Genomic DNA, 21,065 nt, shown 5'->3' with positions numbered 1-21,065 from the left:
GGCATGGAAAAGGATGAAAAATCCGACAAGGCGTCACGCGACGACGGCGCGTAACGTAAAATGGCCGGGTTGATGGATTTCCATTGACGTGATACCTGGCCGTCCAGAGTATCGAGCATGGAGTCGTCTGGTCTGGGCACTGTCGGTCCCTACGAGCTGCTGCTGCAGCTGGCCGTGGGCGGCATGGCCGAGGTCTTCATCGCCCGTCGCGCCCGCGCGGCGGGCCCGGGCGGCGAGGGCGCGGGCGGCGCGGCTGCCCCGGGCGAGCCGCTCGTCGCGGTGAAGCGGATCCGCGCCGATCTGCGGTCCGAGTCGGGTTATGCCGCGATGCTCTTCGACGAGGCGGGCATCGCGTCGCGCATCGCGAGCCCGAATTTCGTGCCGATCCTCGATTGCGGGCTCGACGAGGGGGGCGCGCCCTACCTCGCGATGGAGCTCGTGGTGGGGGTGACCCTGAAGCACCTCACGAGGCCGCCGGAGATGCTCGAGATCGGCGACGCGCTCGAGCTCATCGCGCAGGCGGCCGACGGGCTGCACGCGGCGCACGAGGCGCGCGACAGCTCGGGGGAGCTGCTCCAGGTGATCCACCGGGACATCTCGCCGTCGAACGTCCTCGTCGGCGTGGACGGGCGGGCGTCCATCTGCGACCTCGGGCTCGCGTACGCGCTGCGCCGCACGACGCGGACGAAGACCGGGACGGTGAAGGGGAAGCTGAGCTACCTCTCGCCCGAGCAGGCGCACGCGCGGCCGCTGGATCGGCGCTCGGACGTGTTCTCCCTCGGGGTCGTGGCGTGGGAGGTGCTGGCGGGCAGGCGGCTGTTCATCGGCAGCAGCATGCTGTCGATCCTGCACGCCGTGCTCGAGCGCGAGGTGCCGCCGCTCTCGAGCGAGCGCGAGGGCGTGGGGCCGGCGGTCACGGCCGCCGTGGCGCGGGCGGTCGAGCGCGATCGCGACGCGCGCTGGCCGACCGCGGCGGATTTCGCGCGGGCGCTGCGCGAGGCGGCCGAGCGCGAGGGGCACGCCGCGTCGCGCGCGGCCATCGGCGCGCGGGTCGGCGAGATCCTCCCGGAGCCGCTGCGGCCGCTGCCGCCGTACTACGCGCCGGGCGGGCCGGTCGTCACGCCGGAGATCATCGCCACGCTGCGCTCGATGCACGCGGCGGGGGTGGTCGGCGAGGCGGACGCCAGCGTCCTGATGCCGCGGGGGCGCTCGCGCGGCTGAGCGGCGTGCACGCATGGGCGCGCGCCGGCCCGGGAGGATAGGATGTTCGAGGATGGAGCCCATCTTCGTCCTGATGATCATCTCGGGGATCGCGGGGCTCGCGAGGTGCTTCGCGGGGGCGCGAGGGGAGGCGATGCGGGCAGCCGAGGTCCGCTGGCGGCTCGCCCGGCCCGTCTGGCAGCGCGCCGCGGCCCTCGTCGGGGGGGAGTTCAGGTCGGGCCCGAGCCAGTCGGGCGACCCGCGGATGCAGATCTCCGTCGTGGTCGAGAACGTCGCGCTGCTCGTCGACCACGACGTCGACCACGACGACGTGCTCGCCGTGCGGTACCGCACGTGGATCACGAGCACCGCGCGGAACCCGTCGGGCCTCAGGCTCCGGGTCAACGAGCAGCGGCTCGGCGGCTCCTGCGGCGGGGCCTTCCGGGCGAGGCGGGTGGACGTCGGCGATCGGGCAGCGGACGGCGCCTTCGTCGTCAAGGCGAGCAGCGCGACGCTCGCGCGCTGGTGGCTCACCCCGGAGCTGCGCGCGGCGCTCCGCGCGGCCACGGACTACCAGCTCACGCTCGAGTCGCACCGGCTCACCGCCGTCCGCGCCGGGCTGGAGGACGACGCCGAGAAGCTCGCGAGCGCCATCCGCGCCGCCGCGCTCCTCGCCGGCCGCGGGCGCGCGCTCACGAAGGAGCTGCGGGCGCTGGCGCACGAGCTTGGCGGGCGCCTCTCGCCCGGCGCCGGCTCCATCTCGTCCGAGGGCGAGGTGACCATCGAGCTCGAGCACCGCGGCCGGCGCGTGACCGTCGAGTTCGGGCGGGACGGGAAGAAGGGCCCGTTCGGCACCCAGGTGCGCGCCGCCCGCGCCGCGTCCCCCTCGGAGCGGTTCGCCGCGAGGCGCCGGGCCAGGCGCGCCGCGGCGAAGGGGACGCCCCGCGCGCGCGGCGACGAGCCCCTCTCCGTCGCCTACGAGGTGCAGGCCGAGGCGCCGGACCGGCTGGCGCGGCGCCTCGGCGACGAGCTGCAGCGCGAGATCGTCGCGCTCCGCCCGGCGGCGATCCTGGGCGACGAGGCCGCCGTCACGCTGGTGTTCGGCGAGCTCGAGACGGGGCGCGATCGGATCGAGCGCGCCATCGCCATCGTCGCCGCGCTCGCGGCGCCCGGCCCGCACGGGCCCTACCGCTGATCGCGCCGAGCCGCCGTGTCGCCGTGTCTCCGCGAGCCCGGCGTGACGGCGCGCGGTGGGCCTCGCGCGGGAGCCCGCTGTCACATCGTCCCCTGCCACAGGGGATGTGCAGGCGTTCCTCCACGGCCTGGCCGCGCCAGAGCCAGGAGTGATCTGCCGAGATTCCCCAGGAGAGGAACACCCACGCATCGTTCGGGCCCTCGCTCGCGGCGGCCTCGTAGATCCGGCGAAAGCCTGCCCATCCGTCCACGAAGTCATCGCTTTCCAGCTCGATGGCGAGCCTGCGGAGCCGCTCGGAGCGGGACAGTCCTGCGTCCGCGGTGCTCGCGAGGAATCGTTGGAGCGCCTCGGCAGTGATCTCGATGGGGGCGTCAGCGCGCCTGAGCTTCTCGATCTCGGCGGCAAGCCAAGGCTCCACCTGGCGAGCCTCGATACCGCGCTCAGCCCTCTCTAGAGCTGCCCGGATCGCTTCCACAAGATTCATTCGAGACACTCTACGATGGCTCGCTCTACGTCGCGAACGCGGTGGCTCCAGGCGGCCGGGCGCGAAGGGAGGCTTCCGTCGTTGGACAGGCGAAGTCTTTGAGCCCGATGGTTTCCAGAGAAAGGAGCATCGACGTGCAGCAAGAAACTGTGCGCGAGCGAATCGAACAGACCCTGCGGGTCCTTGTAGGGCTGCCGCTACGCTACATGGGACGTGCTGTGGACATGGCCTGGCTCGGTTTCGGCGACATGGTCGAAGTGCCGAAGCGCAATGGGTGGACAAGATGGGTCGCAAGGCACGCGTTGCACCTGCAATGCGATGACAGTCACTTCGTGGTCTTCGAGGATGCTGAGAGTGATTGAGGTGGTAAGCGTCCAGCGCTGGGGCACGACGAGCGCGGATGGCGCCTTGAAGACGTGCCCGTTGGCCGGGTGCAGCAGACCGCGCGCCTTGGTTCCTGGACGGGGCGCCTCGGTTCCTGGACGGGGCGCCTTGGTTCCTGGACGGGGCGCCTTGGTTCCTGGACGGCGCGCCTTGGTTCCTGGACGGCGCGCCCGCCTGACACGGCGGACGCAGCGCGACGTCCGGCGATCAGGGCGTTGTACCCTGCCGCCCCAGCAGCCGCGCCGTCGCGCCCTGCGCGGCGTCGACCGCGCGGCCGGCCGTGCGCGCCGCCTCGCGGAGGGCCTCGTCTGCGCCGCGTGCGCCGGCGCCCCCGGACGGCCTCGACAGGAGGTACGCGGCGAGCGCCACGCCGAGCGCCACGGCGACGCCGGCCGCCGCGAGGCGCCGGCGCCGCGGCCCGCGCCGCGCCGGCGCCTCGCCGGCCGCGGCCGCGAAGGCGGCGATCATCGCCTCGACGCTGGGGAACCGCTCCGACGGGCTGATCGCGAACGCCCGCGCGAACCACGCCTCCAGGGCGGGCGGCGCCTCCGGGCACAGCGTGGTCACCGGGGGGCGCGCGCCGACGAGGATGGAGGCGAGCACGGCGGCCAGGTTGCGGCCCGGGAACGGCTGCTGCCCGGTCAGCGCCTCGTGCGCGACGACCGCGAGCGACCACAGATCGAGCTGCGGGCCCGCCTGCCCCTCGCACGTGTGCTCCGGGCTCAGGTACGCGGGCGTGCCGAGCACCACCCCGTCCGCGGTCCGGCGGCGGAAGTCGGCGGGCCGATCCTCGCCGACCCATTTGGCGATCCCGAAATCGGTGATCTTGGTGCAGAGGTGTCCGTCGCTCCCCTCGACGAGCAGGATGTTCGACGGCTTGATGTCCCGGTGCACGATGCCGAGCCCGTGCGCCACCGACAGCGCCTCTCCGAGCTGCCGCAACAGCGCCGCGAGCTCGACGGCCGGCACCTTTCCCCGCTCGTCCAGCAGCTGCCGCAGCGACCTGCCGCGCACGTACTCCATGACGAGGTACGGCCCTGCCGTCGGATCTTCCCCGGCGTCGTGCACGGCGACGACGCCGCCGGTCTTCTGCCCGAGCCGCGCCGCGACCCGCGCCTCCAGGCGCAACCGCTCGATCGCGTCGAGGTTCCGGCCGCTCCGCGCGACGACGAGGAACTTCAGCGCGACGTCGACGCGCCGGACGCTGTCGTGCGCGCGCCAGACCTCGCCCATGGCGCCGCGCCCGAGCGGGTGCTCGAGCCGGTAACGCCCGCCGACGAGGCGGCCTCGCAGCCGCCCGGCGCGGCGCGAGGAGGCAGGGCGGGAGTCTGCGGGTCGATCAGCGAGCGCGGCCGCGGCGCGCGCGCCGTCTCTTCTCTGGGAATCGGGTTGGGGATCGAACGAGGATGGCTGGAACACGATCGAGCACCTCCGTGCCGCCTCTGTGTCCCAGACGCGTCGATGCTCCTCTCGGGCGACGCGCTGGGGCCAGGGACCGGGGCATGAACGGAGCGTATCGCGAACGTGGGATTCAGGGAATCCCGGACAGCGCACCTCGATCAGAGAGCCAACCGCGGACTTGTGCTCACAAGGTCTTACGGTGGCGCAGAACGTCGGTGTCTACGCCACGTGGATCTCGCTCGGCGGTCGAATCCCGCCCGTACCGCGTCGCGGCGTGGGGTCTCGCGTCTCCGGTCGCGGAGCTGCGCGAGACCTGGGGCTCAGAATAGCGCCACGACGGTGGTCACCACGCTCGCCGTCGCGGGGATCGCGCGCAAGAACGCCTTGGAGTTCCACGACTGATCCATCGAGCAATCCGCCGTGGTGCCGCCGGTCAGGTCCTTCCAGTTCGCGGCGATTCGCTCGTTGACGCCGAACTCGGTGTTGTCGTCCGTGCGAGAGCCGCCGCCGAATGTCCCTCCGAGCTTTCCTGATATCTTGAAGACGAAGGCTTCATGCGAGCGTGAGACCACGACACACGACAGCGTATAATTGCGCCTGACGAGACCGCTGTTATGGGCGTACGTGTTGAATGCATATGATCCGTCGGTGCGCAACGTCACGGTCGCATTACCGGTGACGTGATTCCCGAGCGCGAGGCGGAAGTCCGCGCTCTTGTACGTGACGCTTGTGCCGGTGTCCTCGACCAACGTGACCGGTGCAGCGAGCGCCGGCAGCGCGCCGAGCACGGCCGCTGCGGAAATGAGCAACGCTGCGATGGTGACGCGCGGCGTCGTGAAGCAAGAACGAGCGGACAGAATGGCGGTGGCGGTAGTTGGGAACATGGAATCCCTCCTCTGCTGAGCTTGATATGGAGCCAACAAGTAATGCCAAGATGGTTGCGTGTAATCCGTGAAACCGTGGCTGGTTCCTCGGTGGTTAACAATGTGGTCAATGCCGCAGTTGTAGGCAGGAGCGGCCGTACGGAGGTGCGCCTGGTGGCGTGGACACCAGGCGTTCACGCGCATCGAAGAGGACGCGAACGCGGGGGAATCCTGCCTGGTTGACCCCGGCGTTCTGTCGCGAGGAGCCTGAAAACTTCGACCAAAGCGGCGGATCGCACCGGTTCGGTACCGCGAGCTCGTCGCCCAAGCGCGTCCCTGGCTCCACGTCCACGGTAGGCTCCCGGCGAGGGGCCTCAGCCCGCGGGCGCGCCGTCCGCGCTGGCGAGCCGCGCGCCGACCGGCTGGATCGCCCGGCGTGGCCTCACAGAAGATGTGAAGTCAGGAAGCGGGTTTGGCCCGCCTCCCCATCTTCCCACCGTCCTGTTCGCGCCGGGCGCGGGAGACTGCCCCCTTCTGTGAGCGCCCCGCCTGGGTGCGCGGGCGCGCGGGCGGGGGCGTGGCTTCGCGCACTGCGGAGATGACGACCTCGCGGAAGCAGCGCGCGCCCTCGTCCTCGTGGGTCCTCTCGTGCCATACGAGCTGGATCTTCGACGAGAACCCGGGCAGCGGCGGCTCGATGATCGCGAGCGGGGCGAGGCGGGCGAGCGCCTCGGCCAGGCGGCGAGGCATCCCGGCGATGAGATCGGTATTCGCGGCGGCGACCGCGGCGGCGGAGAAGCTCGGGACCGTCATGGCGATTTCGCGGCGCAGCCCGTGCGCCGCGAGCTGCTCGCGGGCGGCCCGGTTGCCGATGCCGCCCCGCCCGAGCGCGACGTGGATGTCGATGTGGCGCATCGCATTGAACACCTCGCGCGTCATCCGGCCGCGGGCGCACGGGTGGCCGCGGCGGACCACGAAGACGCTGTCCTGCTCGTAGAGGTCCGCGGCGTGGTGGCCGGGCGGCAGCGGGTGAGCAGGCGCGATCGCCGCGTCGATGTCGCCGCCGGCGAGCCCCCCGGCCGCCTCGAGGTGGTCGACGCTCGCGACGCGGAGGACCGCGCGCGGCATCTTCGCCGCGAAGGCCCGCGCGATGGCCGGCAGGCTGCATATCTGATCGAGGTCGGAGCACGCGATCGCGAACGCGCGCGAGGTCGCCATCGGGTCGAACGCGCGGTCGCCCTCGATCGCGCCGGCGATCTCGCCGAACGCCGCCCGGAGCCGCGGAATCATCTGCTGCGCGCGGGGCGTCGCGACCAGACCGCGCCCGCTCCGAACGACGAGCGGGTCGCCGAGCTGCGCGCGCAGCCGCGCGAGCGAGTTGCTCACGGCCGACGGTGTAACGTGGAGCCGCCGCGCCGCGCGCGCCGCGCTCCGCTCCTCGAGCACCGCGTGGAGCACGAGCAGGAGGTTGAGATCGAGCGCCGGTAAGTTCACGAATCGTGACGATTAGCATCACAAACCATCACTGGCAATGAATGCCTGTCACACGCATGCTGGCCCGGACATCGAGCCGGCGTGGCTCGACCGGCGGACAGGGTGGAGGTGGTGAGATGACCAAGCGAGGCGTGCAGCGGGCGATCGTGGTCGGCGGAGGCATCGCGGGTCCGGTGCTCGGGATGTTCCTGCGGCGCATCGGCGTGGACGTGACGATCTTCGAGGCGCGCGAGGCGTCTGCGGAGCGGGAGGGCGCGTTCCTGGGCATCGCTCCGAACGGAATGAACGTGCTCTCGGATCTCGGCCTCGCGGGCGCGGTGGAGGCGCTCGGCGCGCCGTGCGCGGGTCTCCGGTTCGAGAACGCGCGCGGCCGGCGCGTCGGGGTGATCGATCAACGGGAGGCGGCGCGCCGCTTCGGCGCGGGGCTCGTCATGATCCGGCGCGGGGCGCTGCACGCCGCGCTCGCGGAGGAGGCGGCCCGGCGCGGCGTCGCGATCCGGTACGGCGCGCGGCTCGAGGACGTGGACGCCTCGGATCCGCGCGAGGTCGTCGCGCGCTTCAGCGGCGGCGGCGAGGCGCGCGGCGACGTTCTCCTCGGGTGCGACGGGTTCCGCTCGCGCACGCGGGCTCGGGCGCTGCCCGGCGCGCCCGAGCCGCGCTACACCGGGCTCATCGACTTCGGCGGCTTCGCGCGTTGCCCCGGCGCGCCGATCGAGCCTGGCTGGAACGTGATGGTGTTCGGCCGGCGCGCGTTCTTCGGCGCGTTCGCGGCGCCCGGCGGCGAGGTGTGGTGGTTCCACAACAGCGGGGAGCCCGCTCCGGCGCACGGCGACGCCGCGCCGCCGGAGCCGCTCCGCGAGCGCATCCTCGCGCTGCACGAGGGCGATCCGGGCTGGATCGCGGACGTGGTGCGCGCGACCCCGGAGGTCCTCGGGCCGTGGCTGCTGCACGACATCCTGACGATGCCGCGCTGGCACGCCGGCCGGGTTTGCCTGATCGGGGACGCGGCGCACGCGGCGACCCCGCACGCCGGCCAGGGCGCCTCGCTCGCCATGGAGGACGGGATGCTCCTCGCGAGGTGTCTCCGGGACGAGCCCGACCCGGAGCAGGCGTTCGCGGCGTTCGAGCGCCTCCGGCGGCCGCGCGTCGAGGCGATCGTCCGGCAGGCGCGCCGGAACGGCAGCCGCAAGGCCGTCTCCGGGCCGGTGGCGGAGTGGCTCCGCGACCGGGCGCTGCCGCTGTTCCTGCGGCTCGGCGCGGCCGCTCAGCAGCGCGTGTACGCGTACCGGATCGACTGGGAGGAGCGGGTCTAGCTCGCTCCGCCGTTCAGGCTGGCGCCGAGGGCGTCGGCGAGGATATCTGTACACGGGCAGCGCGGCGAGGCTCTTGACCTTGGTGCTGTGTCAGAGCGGCCGTGGCGCGACCGGGGGCGCGCGCCGGATCAGCGCGCCACGCAGATGCCGGCGCAGTCGGCGCTGCCGGTGGCCGTATCGCAGTCGTCGCTCGGGTCGTCGACGCACTCGAGCCCGTCGGGGCAGGGGAAGCCCGCGAAGCCGCCGCACATGATGGGCTTGGGCTCGACGCAGACGCCGGCGCAGTCGGCGCCGCCGTGCTCGGGGTCGCAGTCGTCGGTCGGGTCGTCGACGCACTCGAGCCCGTCGGGGCAGGGGAGGCCCGCGAAGCCGCCGCACATGGCGGGCTTGGGCTCGACGCAGACGCCGGCGCAGTCGGCGCCGCCGTGCTCGGGGTCGCAGTCGTCGGTCGGGTCGTCGACGCACTCGAGCCCGTCGGGGCAGGGGAGGCCCGCGAAGCCGCCGCACATGGCGGGCTTGGGCTCGACGCAGACGCCGGCGCAGTCGGCGCCGCCGTGCTCGGGGTCGCAGTCGTCGGTCGGGTCGTCGACGCACTCGAGCCCGTCGGGGCAGGGGAAGCCCGCGAAGCCGCCGCACATGGCGGGCTTGGGCTCGACGCAGACACCGATGCAGTCGGCGCCGCCGTGCTCCGGGTCGCAGTCGTCGGTCGGGTCGTCGACGCACTCGAGCCCGTCGGGACAGCTGGTCCCGAGGAAGCCGCCGCACTCCTGGGTCGTTTGCGGATGCTGCGTCTCCCCGACGTCGTCGTCGTCGCCCTCCGCCTGGCAGCCGACGAGTCCAATCACCATGAGCAAGAAAGCCAATCCTGTGTGGCGCATCAGAACCTCCGCGTCGTGCTTGTTCGAGCCCTCATGCGGCCGCCGGACCGGCGATCGCGCGGCAGCCTGGCGCGCAGGCGCCGCCAGGGGAGGACACCCCTGACGCCACCGCCCAGGCCACCTTCAGGGCTCTTCTGTCTCTGCTCCCCGAGGCGCGTCCTTCGGGAAGCGGCGCTCCATCGTCGCGCCTGTCTTCGCCCGTCTTCAGCCTGAGCAGCCTCCGTGCCAGCGAGATCTGGCACAGCTCGCGCGGAAATCGCGGCCTGCCGCGGGGGGGTCATCGCGGCCGCGGTGTCTCGCGTGTGTCTCGAAGTGTCTCACGTGTGCCAACGGTGAGACAGTCGGCTCGTGCGCCTCGCACCGAGGCCACGGCGCCGCGGCCGGAGGACGCCACCGCTTGCGCGCGCGCGTCCGGGCTGCAACGCTGCGCGCCTCTTGCAAGGAGGTCTTCTGTGGCGAGCTTGTTCGAGCCCTTTCGCTTGAAGGACATCACGCTGCGCAACCGCGTGGTCGTCTCTCCCATGTGCCAGTACTCCTCCGTGAACGGCCATGCGACCGACTGGCACCTTGTCCATCTGGGCTCGATGGCGAGAGGTGGAGTCGGCCTCGCCATCGCCGAAGCCACGGCGGTGTCCCCGGAGGGCCGTATCAGCCCGCGAGACGCCGGGCTGTGGGAAGACAGCCAGATCGAGCCGCTCAGGCGGATCGTCGCGTTCATCAAGGAGCAGGGCGCGGTGCCGGGCGTCCAGCTCGCGCACGCGGGGAGGAAGGCGAGCGCCAACCGGCCCTGGGAGGGCGACGACCACCTCACGAAGGAAGAAGGCGCCTGGGAGACGCTGGCGCCCTCGGCGAAGCCGTTCGGCGCGTACCTCCCCCAGGTGCCCAGGGAGATGTCGAAGGCAGACATCGACCGCGTGAAGGGCGATTTCGTCGCCGCCGCGCGTCGGGCCCTCGAGGCAGGCTACGAGTGGCTCGAGCTGCACTTCGCGCACGGCTACCTGGCGCACAGCTTCTACTCGCCGCTCTCGAACGCGCGCACCGACGCGTACGGCGGGACGTTCGAGAACCGGATCCGCTTCCTGATCGAGACGTTCGAGGCGGTGCGGAACGCCTGGCCGGAGCGCCTGCCGCTCACCGTCCGGCTCTCGATCACGGACTGGGTGGACGGCGGGGTCACGATCGAGGAGTCGATCGAGCTGACGAGGCGGCTCAAGGCGTCCGGCCTCGATCTGCTCGACGCGAGCCACGGGTTCGTGGTCCCCGATGTCTCCAAGATCCCCTGGGGCCCCGGCTTCCTGCTCCCGCACGCCGGACGCCTCCGCAAGGAGGCGGGCGTGCCGGTCGCGGCGGGGTGGTTCATCAACGAGCCGGAGCAGGCCGAGGCGGCCCTGAAAGAGGGCCAGGCGGACCTCATCGTGCTGGCCCACGCCCTGCTCGACGACCCGCACTGGGCCTACCACGCCGCGAAGAAGCTGGGCGTGGAGCAGCCGAGCCGCGTCCTCCCGCCGCCGTACGGCCACTGGCTCAAGCGCTGAGGGCGGCGGGCGGCGCGCCAAAACCCCTTGAACCGGGCCCGCGCACCGATGACGTTGCGCGGCCCGACCATGCCAGGCGACCCCCAGCCCGTCACCCCCGGAGCGCCGGAGGCGCCGTTCGCGACGCGGGCGGCGCTCCTGTCCTGGCTCGCGCGCCACGCCATCGCGCACCTCGCCCGGCTGAACCTCGAGGCCGTGGCCCCGCGCCTCGATCCCGCCCTCTGGCCCGAGCTGCGGGTCCTCGGCGCGCGGCGGCGCCTCATCGACCTCGCGAGCGACGACGAGCTCGCGCGCTCGATCGAGTGGCTGCCGCCCTCGCGCCTCCGCGACGCGCTGCCGCCCGCCGTCCTCGCCTTCCTGGAGGACGAGCGCGCCGCCGCCGCGCTGGCGCGCGCCGCGGTCCCCGCGCTGCTCCGGCCGCCCGACGAGCCGCGGGCCCAGCCGGCGCACGCCCTCCTCTGCGCCCTGCGCGCCCGCGTCCCCGACGCCGTGGCCCCGCGCCCCGAGCGGGCGCTCCGGGCCGCCCCGCTGCGCTTCGACGCGGCGCTGCCCGGCTTCCGCCTCGACGACCCGCTGCCCTACGAATCGCAGCGCGTGGGCGCCGGCTTCGTCCGGCCCGAGGCGCGGCTCACCCTCGCCCCCGGGGCGCTCCGCGCCGAGTGCGGCTGCGGCGCGGCCGACTGCGTGCACGTGCTCGCGGCCATCGACGCGGCGCTGCTCTGGCTCCGCCAGCCCCCCGGCGAGGCCTTCTCCCGGGCGCTCGACGAGCTCGGGCGCCCCCCCTGGGAGCGCACCTTGCTGGCGCTCGACCGGGCGTTCGACGACGGCCCCGGCGCGCGCGCCGGCGTCGAGCTCACCTTCCGGCTCGACGTCGTCGAAGGCGCCGGCGTCGCGGTCGCCCCCTGGATCCACCGCGTCGGCAAGAAGGGCCAGCGCGGCGCCGGCGCGCGCGTCGGCAAGAAGCGCCTCCTCCTGGAGCACGGCGCGAAGCTCTCCGCCGAGGACGCCCGCATCGCGGCGCTCCTGCCCGACGGCGACGCGTTCGCCTCGCGGGCGCTGCTCGACGCGCTCATCGGCCACCCGCGCCTCGTCCTCGGCGAGGCGCCCGACGTCGCTGTGCGCATCGAGCGCACGCCGGTGGGCCTCGTGGCCGAGGAGCGCCACGGCGCCGTGCGGGTGAGCGCCGGCGTCGAGGGCACCGCGCTGCCCCCGCCGCTGCTCGAGCGCCTGCGCCGGGCCCGGCCCGAGGAGGTGCTGTTCCTCTGGGACTGGGACAAGGGCGCGCGCCGGCTCACGCTGCTCGACGTCAAGACCGAGGTCCGGTCGCTCCTCGACGTGCTCCTGCGCGAGGGCAACGTCTTCCCGCCCGAGAGCCACGCCGCCCTGCTCGCAGCGCTCGCGCGGTGGGCGCAGCGCGTGCCCGTCGCCATGCCGCGCAGCGTGATGGGCGAGTCGGTCCCGCCCGCGCTGAGCCCGGTGCTGCGGCTCACCGCCCAGCCCCGCGGCGCGGTCGAGGTGGAGCTGCGCATCCGGCCGCTCGAAGGCGGCCCGACGCTCGCGCCCGGCGCGGGCGCCCGCGACGTGCACGTGCGGCGCGGGGAGAAGGCGCTGCACGCGGTGCGCGACCTCGCCCGGGAAGAGGGCTTCGCCGCCGCGCTCGCGGCCGAGCTCCCGCTCGCCGGGGCCGAGCCGCTCGAGGATCGCCGCTTCCACTACCGCTTCGCCAGCGCGCACGGCGCGCTCGACCTGCTCGCGGCCTGCGCGGCGCGCGACCCGCCGCCGGAGCTCGAGTGGGTCGGCGCGCCGCTCCGCGCGGTGGCGAGCCGCGGCCCCCAGGCGCTCAAGATCATCCTCGAGCGGCGGCGCGAGTGGTTCGGCGTCCTCGGCGGCCTGAGCGTCGAGGGCGAGCGCGTGGAGCTCGCGCGGCTGCTCGAGGCGGCGCGGCGCGGCGAGCGTTACGTGCAGGTCGAGGCGCAGACCTACGTGGAGCTGGGCGAGGCGCTGCGCGCCCACCTCGAGCGCCTGTCGGACCATGTCCACGAGACCCGGCACGGCCTCGCGGTGGGCCCCTCGGCCGCCGGGGTGCTGTGGGAGATCGAGCAGGCCGGCGCCGCGCTCGACGGGGACGGCGCCTTCCGGCGGCTCGCCGAGCGCGTCGCGGCCGCCGGAGAGCTCTGCCCGGCGGTCCCACCGGCGCTCGGGACCGAGCTCCGCCCGTATCAGGTCGACGGTTACCGCTGGCTCGTGCGGCTCGCGGCCTGGGGGGCCGGGGGCGTGCTCGCCGACGACATGGGCCTCGGCAAGACCGTGCAGGCGCTGGCCGTCCTGCTCGAGCGCGCCGAGCGCGGGCCGGCGCTCGTCCTCGCCCCGACGTCGGTGGCCTTCAACTGGCGGGACGAGGCGCACCGCTTCGCGCCCTCGCTGCGCCTCACGCTCTACGCGGACGAGGCCGATCGCGACGGCGCGCTCGCGCGGCTCGGCCCGGGCGACGTGCTGGTGCTCAGCTACGGCCTGCTCGCGCGCGACGCCGCGCGCCTCGCGGCCCGGCGCTTCGCCACGGTCGTCTTCGACGAGGCCCAGAGCCTGAAGAACGCGACCACCCTGCGCGCGCGCGCCGCGCGGGCGCTCCAGGCGGACTTCACGATCGCGCTCTCCGGCACGCCGCTCGAGAACCACCTCGGCGAGCTCTGGAGCCTGTTCACGATCGTCTTTCCCGGCCTCCTGGGCAGCTGGGACTCGTTCCGCGATCGCTATGCCGCGCCGATCGAGCGGCACGGCGATCCCGCCGCGGCGCCCGCGCTCGCGCGCGTGCTCGCCCCCTTCCTCCTGCGTCGGACCAAGGCGCAGGTGGAGGCCGAGCTCCCGGCGCGCACCGAGGTGCGCGTGCCGGTCGTCCTCTCGAGCGCCGAGTGGCAGCTGTACGAGGACGCGCGCCTCGCGGCGCTCTCCGATCTCGAGACGCGCCGGTCGGTCCGCCGCGAGCAGCAGCGGCGGGTCGAGGTGCTCGCGGCGCTCACGCGGCTGCGGCTGCTCGCCTCGCACCCGCGGCTCTACGACGAGCGCTCGGCGCTCGCCTCGTCCAAGCTCGCGCGCCTCCTCGAGCTCGTCGACGAGCTGCGGGCGGAGGGGCAGCGCGCGCTCGTCTTCAGCCAGTTCACCTCGCACCTCGCGCTGGTGCGCGAGGCGCTCGAGGCGCGCGGCGTCGCGTACGTCTACCTCGACGGCGAGACGCCGCGGCGGGCGCGGGGCGAGCGGGTGCGCGAGTTCCAGGAGGGTGCGGCGCCGCTCTTCCTCATCTCGCTCAAGGCGGGCGGCTTCGGCGTCAACCTCACGGCGGCCACCAACGTGATCCTCCTCGACCCCTGGTGGAACCCCGCGGTCGAGGATCAGGCCTCGGATCGCGCGCACCGGCTGGGCCAGCGCCGGCCGGTCACCATCTACCGCCTGGTGGCGCTCGGGACGATCGAGGAGCAGATGCTGTCGCTGCACGAGCAGAAGCGCTCGCTCGCGGCCCAGGTCCTCGGCGGCAAGGACGCGGCGGGCAAGCTCTCGACGCAGGAGCTCCTGGGGCTGCTCTCGGCGCGGCTGCGGGGGCCGGGCGGCGGCGAGGCCGGCGAGGCGGAGCGCGCCGCCGGGCTCGACGAGGATCCCGGCGCCGGGGCGCCGGCGCCCGCCTGAGGGGCGCTACGTCGCCCAGAGCACGGCGAGCTCCAGCTCGATCGCCTCGAACGGCGCGGCGCGGACGCGCGCGGCGTCGCGGTGGACGGCGAGCTGGATCCAGCCGCGGCCGGGGGCGAGCGAGAGGACCTCCAGGGTCCGCTGGATGGGATCGACCAGCCACGCGTGCAGCACGCCTTCGCGCGCGTAGAGGGGCATCTTCTCCTTGCGATCGTGCTGCTCTGTCGAGGGGCTCAGGACCTCGCAGATCCAGTCCGGAGCGAGCGAGAAGTAGGGTGTGTCGGGGAGCTCGGGCATGCGCTCCCGGCGCCAGCCGGCGATGTCCGGCACGACGGCTTCCACGTCGCCCGGCGATTCCGGATCGGGGAAGTGCAGCTCGGGCTCGTCCAGGATCCACCATCCGCCTGGGCCGTTCCTGCCGTGGTCGAAGGGACCGCCGATCTCGATGCCCAGGCTCGACGCGGCGCGCGCATGCCGCGGCGCAGGCCGCGGGAAGACGTGCAGCACGCCGCGGATGAGCTCTGCCACCTTGTTCGGCGGGGCGGCCTCGAGGTCGGCGTACGTGGCGCGGCGGGGCTTCTCGGCGGGCTGGCCCATGGCTCCAGCCTGCCTGCGGGCGCACGGCCAGGCAAGCTGCGCCCGGCGGGGGCGCAGTCGGCGGATCACGCCTCGCCGACCTCGTTCGCGAACCCCTTCGCGGGGTCGGCTTGCCTCGCCGCGTCCGCCGGGCCGGCGGGGTGGACGACCACCCGCTTCCAGCGCCCCGTGGCGTAGTAGGCCAGGCTCGCGGCGAGCGACACGACGAAGCTCGCCGCGATGGCGTACCAGACGCCCTTCACGCTGCGCATCTCGCGGGAGAGGAAGTAGGCGAGCGGGGCGCGGACCACCCAGAGGCCGAGCAGCGAGATCGCGGTCGTGACCATGGTCGCGCCGGCGCCGTTGATGATGCCGTTGCTCACGAAGGAGAGGCCGAAGAGCACATACGACGCGCCGACGATGTGCAGGTACGAGACGCCGAGGTCGATGACGACCGGATCGGCGATGAACACCCGGAGGAGCGCCTCGGGGAAGATGACCGCCGCCGCCGAGCACGCGAGCGTGATCGCGGCGCTGAAGACGCAGCCCCACCGGAAGACCTCGCGCACGCGGCCGTGGTGCCCCGCGCCCAGGTTCTGCCCGGCGAGCGTCGATATCGCCATTCCCATGTTGATCGCGGGCAGGAACGCGATCTGGTCGATGCGCGAGGCCGCGCCGAACGCCGCGGTCGCGACCTCCCCGAACCCGTTCACGATCCCCGTCACCACCACCATGCCGAGCGAGACCACCGACTGCTGCACGGCCGCCGGCACGCCGATGCGGAGCGTCCGCCGGATCGTCGGGCCGAGCTGGCCGAAGCGGGGCCACCTCGGCGAGATCGGGGATTTCCGGGCATAGAGATACCCGTTGAGCGCCACGAGCGCGAGGACCTGAGAGACGATCGTGGCCCAGGCCGTCCCGTTCAGGCCGAGCTTTGGCAGCCCCAGCTTCCCGAAGATGAGGAGCGGGTCGAGCACCGTCGTGAACAGGACGCCGCCGAGCAGAAAATAGAGGGGAGTCTTCGAGTCTCCCGTTCCCTGCAGCATGCTCCTCAGCGCGAACATGCCGAAGCTGAAGGGCAGCGAGAGCAGGTAGACGCGGAGGTAGTGCACGGCAGGCTCGATCACCTCGGCCGGCGTGTCCATCGCGCGGAGGATCTCGGGCGTGAAGATCTCGCCGACGACGGTCAAGACGATGCCGAGGCCGTAGATGAGCACGGTCGAGCCGTCCACCACGCGCTTCAGCTCGTCGAACCGCCTGGCGCCGAAGCTCTGCGAGACGAGGATGTTCGTCGCCAGGGTCATCCCCATCCCGACGCCGAAGATCGTGAAGACGACGGGGAAGCTCACGGTGACGGCCGCCAGGGCGACCGTGCCCAGGTACTGGCCGACCCAGATGGCGTTGATGAAGCTGTAGGTCGTCTGGAGGAAGCCCCCGAGGAGCATCGGGAGCGAGAACGTCACGATGTGTCTTGGGATGCTGCCGGTCGTCAGATCGGTGCCGAACGTCGGTTTCATCGGGCTCCTCGCCCGCGGGCGGGCGGAAAGAGGGATCGTGGGGGGGGCTCGGGTGCGGCGTAACTTAGCCGACGCGCGGCGACAGTCCATGCCCGCTGGCGCGCGGTTTGCAGCCCGCGCCGGCCGCTGAGCGCTTCGGTCCTTCCTGCGGTTGCGCCAGCGAGAGGAGAACGACATGCCGAAAGCGAAGTCCGCCGGCGCCCCCAAGCAGCCGGGGGCGCGGGGCGCGGCCCCGGAGCCGTCCGAGGCGACCTTGCCGCTGGTGCTCACCGCGGCCGAGCAGGATCTCCTGGGGCGCGCCCTCAAGCTCCTGGTCAACGTCCAGGCCGCGCCGTTCGTGGAGCGGGCGCGTCGCGAGGGCTACACGGCCGAGGAGCACCGCGAGGGGTGGCGGCTGCTCAAGCTCGCCTCGGGCGAGCAGCGCCCGCTGGAGCACCTGTTCGTGGAGGCCGCGAGCGGCGGGGGGGTGGAGGGGACGGAGCGGATGCGGCTGCTCCAGGAGGTCGATACCTTCGAGAACACGTGGTTCCCGCGCGCGCGGGCGATCATCCGCCGCGTGGTGCCGCGCGAGCGGCGCGGCGGGTTCGAGGCCGCGTTCTTCAAGAACCTGGAGCAGCAGCCGCTCGGGCCGGCGGTGATCATGTCGGTCGGGACGTTCCTTCGCCGGGTCGAGGGGCTCGCCAGGAACAGCGACGGCGACGCGAAGAAGGTCCACAAGACGCTGACGGCGCGCGGGCTGACCGAGGCGAGGATGCAGCACGTGCGCGAGCAGATCGCGCGGCTGGAGGCCGGCGCCGGCGCGCCGGGGCAGCCGCCCAGGGTGCCCGTGGCGGAGCTGGAGCGGGCCCGGAAGGAGCAGCGGGAGGCGCTCGAGGGGCTGCGCGACTGGTTCAACGACTGGGCGACGACGCTCCGGCAGGTCTTCTCGGTCAAGGCGCAGATCCAGCTCGGCCTCACGGTGATGAAGCGCGCGGCGGCCGCCGCCGAGGAGGTGGTCGAGGAGGAGCCGCCGCTCGACGGGGCCGACGACGGCGCCGAGGTCGAGGTCGCGGGCGCGGAGCCGCCGCTCGGCTGACGCGGCGCCGGGCGCCGCCCGGCCCGCCAGGCGCCGGGGAGGCCGGCGGGGCGGCGCGGCGGAAGCGGAAAGCCGGTCCGGGGAGCCGGAGGAGGGGGTCTCGAGAATGGCCGAGGGGGGTCTCGAGAATGGCCGAGGGGGGTCTCGAGAATGGCCGAGGGGGGTCTCGAGAGCGGCCGAGGGGGTCTCGAGAGCGGCCGAGGGGGTCTCGAGATGTGCGCAGACCTCGCTCCGCGCTCTCCGGACCGGCTGCGGCGGTGTCCAGACCCGCCGCCCCGGTTTCCAGACCGGCACCGGCGCTCTTCCGCTGCCGCGCCGGTGCTCTCCGGACCGGCTCCGGCGCTCTCCAGCCCCGCGCCGGCGCTCTCCGGACCGGCTCCGGCCATCTTCAAGCGCGTCCTGGAGGCGATCGCTGTCCAGGGAGCGATCGCTCGCCTCTCGTCCGGGCGCGACCGAGCCGTCCGCGCCACCCGAGACGGTCGGTGCATGTGGCCACGAGCCCTTTCGAGGTGGCTCGGGACACCGGGCCGGCAGCGCGAAACCCCCTGAGCGAGCGCACAGATGCCGCGCGGGCGAAAGGAGCCTTCGCGGCGCCAATCGCAGAGGGGCTCCGCAACCGGTTGCTCCCTTCCGCAATGGTTTGCGTCATTGAACAACGGTTTGCGGTCCCCGGGACCCCGGCCGCACGTCCCGACGGCACTGGCGCAGGGCCGTGCAAGGGGTTGCATCGCGGGAGCGATCCACCTCGGCCGCACCAACGCGGGGCTCCGCGCCAGGGCGGAGGACGCGGCGTGTCGGGGGGCACGAGAAGAGTTGAAATCCCAAGGCGCCGAGGACACCAAGAGAGAGGAGACGCCCGTCTTCGTCTCTCCCTTCTATGGACGTCCTTGGTGTCTTATTCTTGTTTGTCTGAGTCGTTGTACCCGACGGGGCTGAGCTCCGCCTCGGACTACACACTGCGAGCGCCGTCGCCTGATGCGGGGATGCTTGTGGCGATTGTTCCATCTCGACCAGCGATCCCTGCCAGCACACCCGGACGGCCTCATGCGCTCAGAAACAGCTCTCGAACCCGTCACGGCACCCACAGCTCGACGTGTCGATGATGCACGCACCCGTTCGGCTGCGAGGGATGGCGCCTGCGCCGAGCGCCCTGACCTGGCGACGCTTGCCTCCCGATGTGGCGCGGAGTAGGGTAAATCAATGGCCGTTCAAGCGGTGACCGTGAACCTGCCGGAGCCTCTGTACGAGCGGCTGGCACGACGCGCGAGCAGGATGCATCGGACCGTCGAGGCTGAGCTCGTCGAGGCGGTGGCGGCGTTGCTCCCGGACGAGCCCGAAGAGCTGCCCGCCGACATGGCCGAGTCGATCGCCGCGCTGCACCTCCTGGACGACGAGGCCTTATGGCGAGCCGCGAGGACCTCCCTGGCCGCTCAGAAGGCTGCCGACCTCGAGGCCCTCCACGTCAAGCGCCAGGGAGAAGGGCTCTCTGCATCGGAGTCCGATGCGCTTGCGATGCTCGTGAAGGAGTATACGCGGATCATGCTGGTTCGCTCCCGAGCGGCTGCGTTGCTCAAGCAGCGTGGGCACGATGTCTCGGTGCTGCTCCAGAAGAATGAGCCGTAGTTACATCTCCACGGCGCTGCGGGAGCAAGTCGCCGCAGAGGCGCGCCACCGGTGCGGCTTCTGCCTCACGTCGTCGCGCATCATCGGCTCGCCGATGGAGATCGATCACATCATCCCCGAGTCGCTGGGAGGCCTCACCGAGAGAGAGAACCTCTGGCTGGCGTGCTCCCTCTGTAACGAGCACAAGGGCAACCGCATCGCGGCCTCCGACCCTCACACCGGGGAGACCGTGCGCATCTTCGATCCGCGCCGACAGGCGTGGCCGGATCATTTCTCGTGGAGCGCGGCGGGAGACCAGATCATCGGCAAGACCCCCACGGGCAGGGCTACCGTCGTTGCCGTTCGCTTGAACCGCGCCGAGCTCGTGGAAGCCCGGCGGGGCTGGGTGATCGCCGGCTGGCATCCACCCAAGGATTGACCTAAAAGCATCGATGTTCCCGCGCTTGCCGCGCAACCCGGCGGCCAGGCGCCCGCAAGGCGCTCCGGGCTGCGCGCGCTCCAGAGCTCCTCCCGACCTTGCTCGAACAAACGCAGCTCGCCGCGGGGCGCGCCCGCGCACACAGCGGCCCTCTCAGGCCGCCCGCAGCCGCCACACCGCGGGGCGCAGCAGCAGGAGCGGCGCGGCGAGGCCCGCGATGACGCCGCACCACACCGCCGCCTCGACGCCGATCCGACCCGCGAGCCAGCCGGCCGCGAGCGTGCCCGCCGGCAAGAGCGCGCCGGTGAGCACGTGGAGCGTGGCGTTGACCCGGCCGAGCACGTGGAGCGGCAGCATCGATTGCCGGGCGCTCACCGCGTGGATCATGAACGCCACGAGGAACGCGTCCCCGAGGAGCTGGTGCAGCACGAGCGCAGGGACCGCGAGCCGCCCGAGGTGCGCGGCGAGCGGGATGAGCGCGGCGCCGGCCTGGCCCACCGCGAGGCTGAGGATCATCGCAGGCCCGGCGCCGAGGCGGCGGCCCAGCCACCCCGCGATGACGCTGCCGCCCAGCGCGCCGACGCCGCCCGCGCTGATGATCAGCCCGACCGCGGCGGGATCCAGCCGCAGGCCCTCCAGGAGGTAGAGCATGTACAGCGCGGAGAAGACCCCGCCGCTGAAGAGCGCCTGCGCGCCCATGGCCAGGAACGTCGCGCCGACCACGGGGTGGCCGAGGCCGTGGCGCAGCCCCACGCGGAGATCCTCGCGCAGCGAGGCGCCCCCCTCGGCCGCGTCGCCCGCAGGGGCGGCCGGCGCCTCGACCGCCCGGATGCGCCCGAGGAGCGCCGCCGACCCGAGGTAGGACAGCGCGTCCGCCACCATCGTCACCGGCGCGGTGAGCACCTGGATCAGGATGCCCGCGGCGCCCGGGCCGGCGATCTCCGCGGCGGCCTCGGTCATCTCCAGCCGGGCGTTCGCCTCGACCAGGCGATCCTGCCCGACCAGCGCCGGCAAGTACGCGTTGTCGGCGATCTGGAACAGGGAAGTGGCGACGCCGACCAGCGCGGCCACCGCGGAGAGCTGGAAGAGGGTCAGCGCGCCGGCCCAGGCCGCGATCGGCACCGAGAGGATCAGCGCGGCGCGCGCGAGATCCGCGCCGATGAGCAGCGGCCGCTTGCGCGAGCGGTCGACGAGCCCGCCCGCGAAGAGCCCCACGAGGACGCCCGGGGCGGTCGACAGCGCCGAGAGCGCCGCGACGCCGGCCGCGTCGGCGCCGAGGCTCACGATGGCGATCACGGGCAGCGCCGTCCGGCTGACGCGGCTGCCCAGCGCGCTCACCGCCTGCGCGGCCCAGAGGCGCAGGAAATCGGGGTGGCGAGAGAGGCCGGCGGGGGGAGGGGACATGGGGCCGGGTGGTGCCCCAATTTGCCC

Annotated in this window: 16 protein-coding genes; 9 read left to right on the top strand and 7 right to left on the bottom strand. The window is 73.2% G+C overall.

Features of this window, described 5'->3' with window-relative positions; translation table 11 throughout:
* Positions 1-117 precede the first annotated feature (117 nt).
* From NQZ70_RS29115 to NQZ70_RS29105, 3 genes are all read left to right on the top strand, one after another.
* Positions 118-1,221, top strand: coding sequence for a serine/threonine-protein kinase (locus NQZ70_RS29115; RefSeq protein WP_129577126.1), 1,104 nt, complete (start codon positions 118-120; stop codon positions 1,219-1,221).
* A 52-nt stretch (positions 1,222-1,273) separates the two neighbouring features.
* Positions 1,274-2,395, top strand: a complete 1,122-nt coding sequence (locus NQZ70_RS29110) for a hypothetical protein (protein ID WP_129577125.1) — start codon at positions 1,274-1,276, stop codon at positions 2,393-2,395.
* A 618-nt stretch (positions 2,396-3,013) separates the two neighbouring features.
* Positions 3,014-3,241, top strand: coding sequence for a hypothetical protein (locus NQZ70_RS29105; protein ID WP_129577124.1), 228 nt, complete (start codon positions 3,014-3,016; stop codon positions 3,239-3,241).
* A gap of 229 nt (positions 3,242-3,470) precedes the next feature.
* Here NQZ70_RS29105 and NQZ70_RS29100 read toward each other — a convergent pair whose 3' ends face one another.
* The 3 genes from NQZ70_RS29100 to NQZ70_RS29090 all read right to left on the bottom strand — a co-directional run bounded on the left by NQZ70_RS29100 (position 3,471) and on the right by NQZ70_RS29090 (position 7,021).
* Positions 3,471-4,682 carry a serine/threonine-protein kinase gene (locus NQZ70_RS29100; RefSeq protein ID WP_129577123.1) on the bottom strand — a complete coding sequence of 404 codons (1,212 nt, stop codon included), beginning with the start codon at positions 4,680-4,682 and terminating at the stop codon, positions 3,471-3,473.
* A 302-nt stretch (positions 4,683-4,984) separates the two neighbouring features.
* The gene (locus tag NQZ70_RS29095) at positions 4,985-5,548 is read right to left on the bottom strand and encodes a hypothetical protein (protein ID WP_129577122.1); all 564 of its coding nucleotides are present in this window, start codon (positions 5,546-5,548) and stop codon (positions 4,985-4,987) included.
* Positions 5,549-5,986: 438 nt separating this feature from the next.
* Complete coding sequence (locus NQZ70_RS29090; protein WP_129577121.1) at positions 5,987-7,021, bottom strand: LysR family transcriptional regulator; 1,035 nt, start codon at positions 7,019-7,021, stop codon at positions 5,987-5,989.
* A 116-nt stretch (positions 7,022-7,137) separates the two neighbouring features.
* Here NQZ70_RS29090 and NQZ70_RS29085 point away from each other — a divergent pair, with 116 nt between their 5' ends.
* Complete coding sequence (locus NQZ70_RS29085) at positions 7,138-8,334, top strand: NAD(P)/FAD-dependent oxidoreductase (protein WP_165374216.1); 1,197 nt, start codon at positions 7,138-7,140, stop codon at positions 8,332-8,334.
* Between the two features lie 128 nt (positions 8,335-8,462).
* Here NQZ70_RS29085 and NQZ70_RS29080 read toward each other — a convergent pair whose 3' ends face one another.
* Positions 8,463-9,182 (bottom strand): hypothetical protein, encoded by a 720-nt coding sequence (locus NQZ70_RS29080; protein ID WP_129577119.1) that lies wholly within the window; start codon positions 9,180-9,182, stop codon positions 8,463-8,465.
* 482 nt (positions 9,183-9,664) lie between these two features.
* Between NQZ70_RS29080 and NQZ70_RS29075 the strand changes: the two genes are divergently transcribed.
* Positions 9,665-10,747, top strand: a complete 1,083-nt coding sequence (locus NQZ70_RS29075) for an NADH:flavin oxidoreductase/NADH oxidase (RefSeq protein ID WP_129577118.1) — start codon at positions 9,665-9,667, stop codon at positions 10,745-10,747.
* Between the two features lie 69 nt (positions 10,748-10,816).
* Positions 10,817-14,425, top strand: coding sequence for a DEAD/DEAH box helicase (locus tag NQZ70_RS29070; RefSeq protein WP_237244149.1), 3,609 nt, complete (start codon positions 10,817-10,819; stop codon positions 14,423-14,425).
* A gap of 6 nt (positions 14,426-14,431) precedes the next feature.
* Here the strand turns inward: NQZ70_RS29070 and NQZ70_RS29065 are convergent, their stop codons facing one another.
* Positions 14,432-15,022 (bottom strand): Uma2 family endonuclease, encoded by a 591-nt coding sequence (locus NQZ70_RS29065; protein ID WP_129577117.1) that lies wholly within the window; start codon positions 15,020-15,022, stop codon positions 14,432-14,434.
* A 65-nt stretch (positions 15,023-15,087) separates the two neighbouring features.
* Positions 15,088-16,518 (bottom strand): MATE family efflux transporter, encoded by a 1,431-nt coding sequence (locus tag NQZ70_RS29060; RefSeq protein WP_129577116.1) that lies wholly within the window; start codon positions 16,516-16,518, stop codon positions 15,088-15,090.
* 175 nt (positions 16,519-16,693) lie between these two features.
* Between NQZ70_RS29060 and NQZ70_RS29055 the strand changes: the two genes are divergently transcribed.
* From NQZ70_RS29055 to NQZ70_RS29045, 3 genes are all read left to right on the top strand, one after another.
* A complete protein-coding gene (locus NQZ70_RS29055; protein ID WP_129577115.1) occupies positions 16,694-17,593 on the top strand; it encodes a hypothetical protein in 900 nt (299 codons plus the stop codon).
* Between the two features lie 1,215 nt (positions 17,594-18,808).
* Positions 18,809-19,216 (top strand): hypothetical protein, encoded by a 408-nt coding sequence (locus NQZ70_RS29050; protein ID WP_207217504.1) that lies wholly within the window; start codon positions 18,809-18,811, stop codon positions 19,214-19,216.
* A complete protein-coding gene (locus tag NQZ70_RS29045; RefSeq protein WP_129577113.1) occupies positions 19,206-19,634 on the top strand; it encodes an HNH endonuclease in 429 nt (142 codons plus the stop codon). The genes NQZ70_RS29050 and NQZ70_RS29045 overlap by 11 nt, the downstream gene beginning before the upstream one ends.
* A 153-nt stretch (positions 19,635-19,787) precedes the next feature.
* Here the strand turns inward: NQZ70_RS29045 and NQZ70_RS29040 are convergent, their stop codons facing one another.
* Positions 19,788-21,038 carry an MFS transporter gene (locus NQZ70_RS29040; RefSeq protein WP_129577112.1) on the bottom strand — a complete coding sequence of 417 codons (1,251 nt, stop codon included), beginning with the start codon at positions 21,036-21,038 and terminating at the stop codon, positions 19,788-19,790.
* Between the last annotated feature and the right edge of the window lie 27 nt (positions 21,039-21,065).

Source organism: Sorangium sp. So ce836 (genome assembly GCF_028553905.1).
Classification (GTDB): Bacteria; Myxococcota_A; Polyangia; order Polyangiales; family Polyangiaceae; genus Sorangium; species Sorangium cellulosum_D.
Note: the sequence above shows the minus strand (reverse complement) of the source record. Positions and strands in the feature narration are given on the sequence as shown.

Excerpts from the sequence above, each read along its gene's own strand:
- NQZ70_RS29110 (WP_129577125.1), top strand. The coding sequence starts at position 1,274 with ATGGAGCCCATCTTCGTCCTGATGATCATCTCGGGGATCGCGGGGCTC.
- NQZ70_RS29045 (WP_129577113.1), top strand. The coding sequence starts at position 19,206 with ATGAGCCGTAGTTACATCTCCACGGCGCTGCGGGAGCAAGTCGCCGCA.
- NQZ70_RS29060 (WP_129577116.1), bottom strand. The coding sequence starts at position 16,518 with ATGAAACCGACGTTCGGCACCGATCTGACGACCGGCAGCATCCCAAGA.
- NQZ70_RS29115 (WP_129577126.1), top strand. The coding sequence starts at position 118 with ATGGAGTCGTCTGGTCTGGGCACTGTCGGTCCCTACGAGCTGCTGCTG.
- NQZ70_RS29085 (WP_165374216.1), top strand. The coding sequence starts at position 7,138 with ATGACCAAGCGAGGCGTGCAGCGGGCGATCGTGGTCGGCGGAGGCATC.
- NQZ70_RS29080 (WP_129577119.1), bottom strand. The coding sequence starts at position 9,182 with ATGGTGATTGGACTCGTCGGCTGCCAGGCGGAGGGCGACGACGACGAC.
- NQZ70_RS29055 (WP_129577115.1), top strand. The coding sequence starts at position 16,694 with ATGCCGAAAGCGAAGTCCGCCGGCGCCCCCAAGCAGCCGGGGGCGCGG.
- NQZ70_RS29095 (WP_129577122.1), bottom strand. The coding sequence starts at position 5,548 with ATGTTCCCAACTACCGCCACCGCCATTCTGTCCGCTCGTTCTTGCTTC.
- NQZ70_RS29040 (WP_129577112.1), bottom strand. The coding sequence starts at position 21,038 with ATGTCCCCTCCCCCCGCCGGCCTCTCTCGCCACCCCGATTTCCTGCGC.
- NQZ70_RS29065 (WP_129577117.1), bottom strand. The coding sequence starts at position 15,022 with ATGGGCCAGCCCGCCGAGAAGCCCCGCCGCGCCACGTACGCCGACCTC.
- NQZ70_RS29070 (WP_237244149.1), top strand. The coding sequence starts at position 10,817 with ATGCCAGGCGACCCCCAGCCCGTCACCCCCGGAGCGCCGGAGGCGCCG.